5 protein-coding genes are annotated in these 4,351 nt (G+C 62.3%); 3 read left to right on the top strand and 2 right to left on the bottom strand.

Annotated features, from left to right (window positions below):
* Positions 1-264 precede the first annotated feature (264 nt).
* Genes phaC through WCJ41_RS20290 form a run of 3 tightly spaced genes read left to right on the top strand, consistent with a single transcriptional unit; the run spans position 265 to position 3,668 of the window.
* A complete protein-coding gene (gene phaC, locus WCJ41_RS20300; protein WP_336907658.1) occupies positions 265-2,073 on the top strand; it encodes a class I poly(R)-hydroxyalkanoic acid synthase in 1,809 nt (602 codons plus the stop codon).
* A gap of 54 nt (positions 2,074-2,127) precedes the next feature.
* Complete coding sequence (locus WCJ41_RS20295) at positions 2,128-2,718, top strand: c-type cytochrome (protein WP_336907657.1); 591 nt, start codon at positions 2,128-2,130, stop codon at positions 2,716-2,718.
* 11 nt (positions 2,719-2,729) lie between these two features.
* Complete coding sequence (locus WCJ41_RS20290; RefSeq protein WP_336907656.1) at positions 2,730-3,668, top strand: hypothetical protein; 939 nt, start codon at positions 2,730-2,732, stop codon at positions 3,666-3,668.
* A gap of 10 nt (positions 3,669-3,678) precedes the next feature.
* Here the strand turns inward: WCJ41_RS20290 and WCJ41_RS20285 are convergent, their stop codons facing one another.
* Positions 3,679-3,987 carry a hypothetical protein gene (locus WCJ41_RS20285; RefSeq protein ID WP_336907655.1) on the bottom strand — a complete coding sequence of 103 codons (309 nt, stop codon included), beginning with the start codon at positions 3,985-3,987 and terminating at the stop codon, positions 3,679-3,681.
* A 25-nt stretch (positions 3,988-4,012) separates the two neighbouring features.
* Positions 4,013-4,291, bottom strand: coding sequence for a hypothetical protein (locus tag WCJ41_RS20280; RefSeq protein ID WP_336907654.1), 279 nt, complete (start codon positions 4,289-4,291; stop codon positions 4,013-4,015).
* Positions 4,292-4,351 lie beyond the last annotated feature (60 nt).

The following is a 4,351-nucleotide window of genomic DNA, read 5'->3' as shown; positions in this document are numbered from 1 at the left end:
CAAGCGCTCCTCCAAAGGCCTCAACCTGTCAGATGCGGGCGCTGCTCAGCGCTCTATCGCCAGCCTCACAAGCTGGCACACCGCGCCGGGCAGCGCCCGCGCCTCCCACTTCTCACCTGAGGGACCAGTGCCACCCTCGCAAAGGATGCCGCACATGCGAAGACGGCCGGACCCAATTATTTTCGTCCCCCTCCACATGACCAATTTGCCTTTCTCTCCAAGCCCTTTACACTTCCGCCATATTCGCCCTTCATTGAGCATGCCATGTCAGAGACGCCGCAGGTTCCCACCCAATACACGCTCGCCGACCCTGTGCAGTTCGCCCAGAACATGGCCAAGGTGTTCGAGCAGGCGGCAGGCATTGCCCGCATGGTGGCGGAGCGGCCGCAGCCCACTCTGGAGGAAGCCGAAACGCAGCTCACCCCCATGGAGCAGGTCACCAAGACGCTGGGTGCCATCACCCAGTCCTACATGAACGACCCGCAGAAGCTGATGGATGCCCAGATGCAGCTGTGGAACGCCTACACCCATCTCTGGCAGAACGCCTGGGCCAAGGCGCTGGGCGATCATCCCGCGCCGGTGGCGGAGCCCGCCCGCAACGACAAGCGCTTCAAGGACAAGGACTGGCAGGAAAACACCGTCTTCGATTTCCTGAAGCAGTTCTACCTGATCTCCGCCAACTGGGCGCAGGACATGGTGAAGAACGCCGATGGTGTTGACGAGCACACCCGCCACAAGGCCAGGTTCTACGTGGAGCAGATCGCCAACGCCATCTCGCCTTCGAACTTCGGCTTCACCAATCCGGAGGTTCTGCGCACCACGCTCGCCACCAATGGCGCCAATCTCATCGAGGGCATGAAGCACCTGCAGGAAGACATGCAGACGCCGGACGGCCGGCTGCGCATCAAGCAGACCGACATGTCGGCCTTCGAAATCGGCCGCAACATTGCCATGACGCCGGGCAAGGTCGTGTTCCGCAACGAAACCTTCGAACTCATCCAGTATGCGCCCACGCAGGGCGAGACCTATGCCTACCCGCTCGTCATCTTCCCGCCGTGGATCAACAAGTTCTACATCCTCGACCTCAACGCCAGGAAGTCCTTCGTCAAATGGGCGGTGGACCAGGGCCTCACCGTGTTCATCGTCAGCTGGGTGAATGCTGATGAAAACCAGGCGCGCAAGAGCTTCTCGGACTACATGCGCGAAGGCTTCCTCGAAGCCGTGCAGGCGGCACTCGATGCCACGGGCGCCGAGAAGGTCAACGTCATCGGCTATTGCATCGGCGGCACGCTGACCGCCGCCTCGCTCGGCTGGATGGCCGCGCAGAACGACAGCCGCGTCAACGCAGCCACCTTCTTCACCACGCAGGTCGACTTCGAGAAGGCGGGCGATCTCCTCGTCTATGTCGACGAGGAACAGGTGAAGTGGATCGAAGGACGCATGAAGGACATGGGCTACCTGCCCGGCGCCCGCATGGCGGATGCGTTCAACCTGCTGCGCTCCAATGATCTGATCTGGTCCTATGTCGTCAACAACTACATGCTGGGCAAGGATCCGATGCCCTTCGATCTTCTCTACTGGAATGCGGACTCAACCCGCATGCCGGCGGGTGTGCACTCCTTCTACCTGCGCGAATGCTACATGGCGAACAAGCTGGCCCAGGGGAAGATGGTGCTCGACAACGTCCGCATCGACCTCAAGAAGGTGAAGATGCCGATCTATAATCTGGCGGCCCGCGAGGACCACATCGCACCGCTTGCCTCGGTGTTCCGGGTCGGGCGCTATTTCGGCGGGCCCACGCGCCTCGTTGTCTCGGGCTCGGGTCACATCGCGGGCGTCGTCAATCCGCCCGAGGCCAACAAGTACCAGTACTGGACCAACGACAAGGGCGCCGCCACCGTCGAGGAATGGCTCAAGGGCGCCACCGAGCACCCCGGTTCCTGGTGGCCGGACTGGGCCAAATGGATGGCCGACAAGTCAGGCCCCAAGGTCAAGGCGCCCACGCCGGGCAGCGGCAAGCTGAAGGTCATCGAGGATGCGCCCGGAACCTATGTCCGGGCCCGGGCGGAGTGACGGCTTGACCCCGGTCAAGGCCCCCTTATTGAGAGGGTAAGATAAGGAATGTCCATGCGAATCGCCCTGCCCCTCCTGGCGCTGGTCGCCTTCACGCTTCCGGCCCTTGCGGCAGACGACGCTAAGATGATCGCCGAAGGCAAGCGCCTCGCCGAGATCAACTGCACCAAGTGCCACAACATCGAGGCCACGGGTGAAAGCCCGCTCACCGATTCACCGCCCTTCCGCGAGATCGCCAAGAACTATGATCCCGATGAGCTGGTCGATGGCTTCATGGATGGCCTGGCCGTTCGCCACCCGCTGATGCCCGACTGGGACGTGACGCAGCCGCAGGCCGAGGCGCTGACTGCCTTCGTGATGAGCCTCGGCAAGGGCGAGAAGGCAGAAGAGACCCAGGCCGCCCGCGGCTTTGACCTGCTGCGCACCAATTGCGCGCGCTGTCACGCCATCGATGCCGAGAGCACCTCACCCAACGAGAAGGCTCCGCCCTTCCGTGATGTCGTCAAGAAATACGATCCCGCTGCGCTGGAGGAAGCGCTCGCCGAGGGCATCGTCACCGGCCACAACAACATGCCGGAATTCGAATTCGATCCTGATGATGTGACGGCCATCATCGCCTATCTCGACACCCTCAAGTCTGACTGAACGGACATCCCATGAAATGCGCTGCTGTGCCGGCGGCACTTGCCCTGCTGGCCTCCCTGTTTACTGCCTCCGCGCTAGCCGAACCGGGCGAGCCCGCCTCGATCTACCAGGCGCCCTTCATGGTGAACCCGCCATTCGCCACCGAAACGCCCGCGCAGTTGGATCAGGCGGTTGCCGGCATCATTGACTTCCCGAAGGTTCTCGACCCGCGCATCTGGACAGACGACAACCGCGTGCGACCCGAGATTTCGTCCCGCATCATGGCGATCGCCAATCGCCAGTTCGGCACGCTGAAGCTGACCAATGCGGCCATCGCCATCTCGGACATCGAGCTGTTCGGCTCCAATGCCTCCTATGAGTATGACGAGAAGGCCGACCTCAGCATCCACGTCTTCCTCAACACCAGCCGCAACCCCACCGCGTGGCGCGAGGACGTGGTCGACCTCGACCATTTCATGCGTCTCCTCAATGATGGGATCGCGCTGCAGGAACAGGGCGAAGTCTCGTTCTTCGGCATTCCGCTGACCATCGAGTTCCACGCTACGCGGCCGAAGGGCCTGCGCGACGCCGACGGACTGCCGCAATACTCCGTGTGGTCGGCCGATGCCACGCGCACCGGGCGCTGGATCAACATCAAGAATCCGCCGCCTCCGGTGCCGAAGGATGCCTTCGATCCAAAGGTCATTGCTGCCAAGACCACCGATTTCGTTGCCCAGTACAACTCGCTCGTTGCCAACTACTTCGAGGACAAGCAGTCCTTCGACTGCGGCAGCTTTCAGTCCTTCCGGAATTCGCTCGCCAGTTTCCGCCGCGATGGCCTCGCGCAGGATGGGCAACGCTCCAACGGCAACCTCACCTACCGGCTGCTGCGCCGCTTGAGCGTCAACATCCCCGACGCTGCGCAGCGGCTCGGATGGGAGTGCCAGAACATCAAGGACTCGTTGTTCTGAGGGCGCTCGCTTAGTCCTCGCCGGCGTCCAGCCTCGCGCTGCCACCGGCTTTCCAGCGTTCCAACCGGTCGTTGCCGGAATGGCCCCTGCCGCCGAAGTCATCGCGCAGCAACACTGCAGCCAGAACCGTCACCTGCGCAAAGGATATGCCGAAGGAAAAGCCGAATACGAAGAGCCAAAGGAGCGGGCTCTCCGATCGGCCGAGCAGGCTCCGCACCCCACCGAGGTCAGCCAGCAGCAACAAACCAACGAAGAGCCAGCCCGCCGCCATGCCGACGAGAGACCATTTGAGCAGGAAGCGGACAAGTGGCGGCATCATGCATCATACCTGACATTGCGGCAGATTAGGGCGAAGCCTTAACGCCTGCCCAGAAAGAGATAAAGAGATAATGCGCCAGCGCCACCGTTGCCAGCATGCCGGTGATGTCACCGGTGATATAGGCAGCGATGAGTTCAATAACCTGGCTGCCACCGACCTGGCCCTCGACGAGCGAAGCCAGCAGGAAGGCATTGGCAGCCGCGGCAATAAGGCCCGCCAGCAGCAACGCGTGGAAGGAAGGCGGTTCGTCCGTCTCGTGGCGGTAGAAGGCGTCGACGTCCAGCCACCGTAACCCCTCAAACACCAGCTAGGTCACCGTGCCGGCAGTGAGTGCACTCATCACCAGCGTCGTGGGGCCAGCGCT

Source organism: Aestuariivirga sp. (assembly GCF_037139295.1).
Taxonomy (GTDB): domain Bacteria; phylum Pseudomonadota; class Alphaproteobacteria; order Rhizobiales; family Aestuariivirgaceae; genus Aestuariivirga.
The sequence above is the reverse complement of the archived record's forward strand: the minus strand, read 5'-3'. Positions and strand labels throughout refer to the sequence as shown.

Coding starts and splice junctions, on each gene's coding strand:
- phaC (WP_336907658.1), top strand. CDS start 265: ATGTCAGAGACGCCGCAGGTTCCCACCCAATACACGCTCGCCGACCCT.
- WCJ41_RS20295 (WP_336907657.1), top strand. CDS start 2,128: ATGCGAATCGCCCTGCCCCTCCTGGCGCTGGTCGCCTTCACGCTTCCG.
- WCJ41_RS20290 (WP_336907656.1), top strand. CDS start 2,730: ATGAAATGCGCTGCTGTGCCGGCGGCACTTGCCCTGCTGGCCTCCCTG.
- WCJ41_RS20285 (WP_336907655.1), bottom strand. CDS start 3,987: ATGATGCCGCCACTTGTCCGCTTCCTGCTCAAATGGTCTCTCGTCGGC.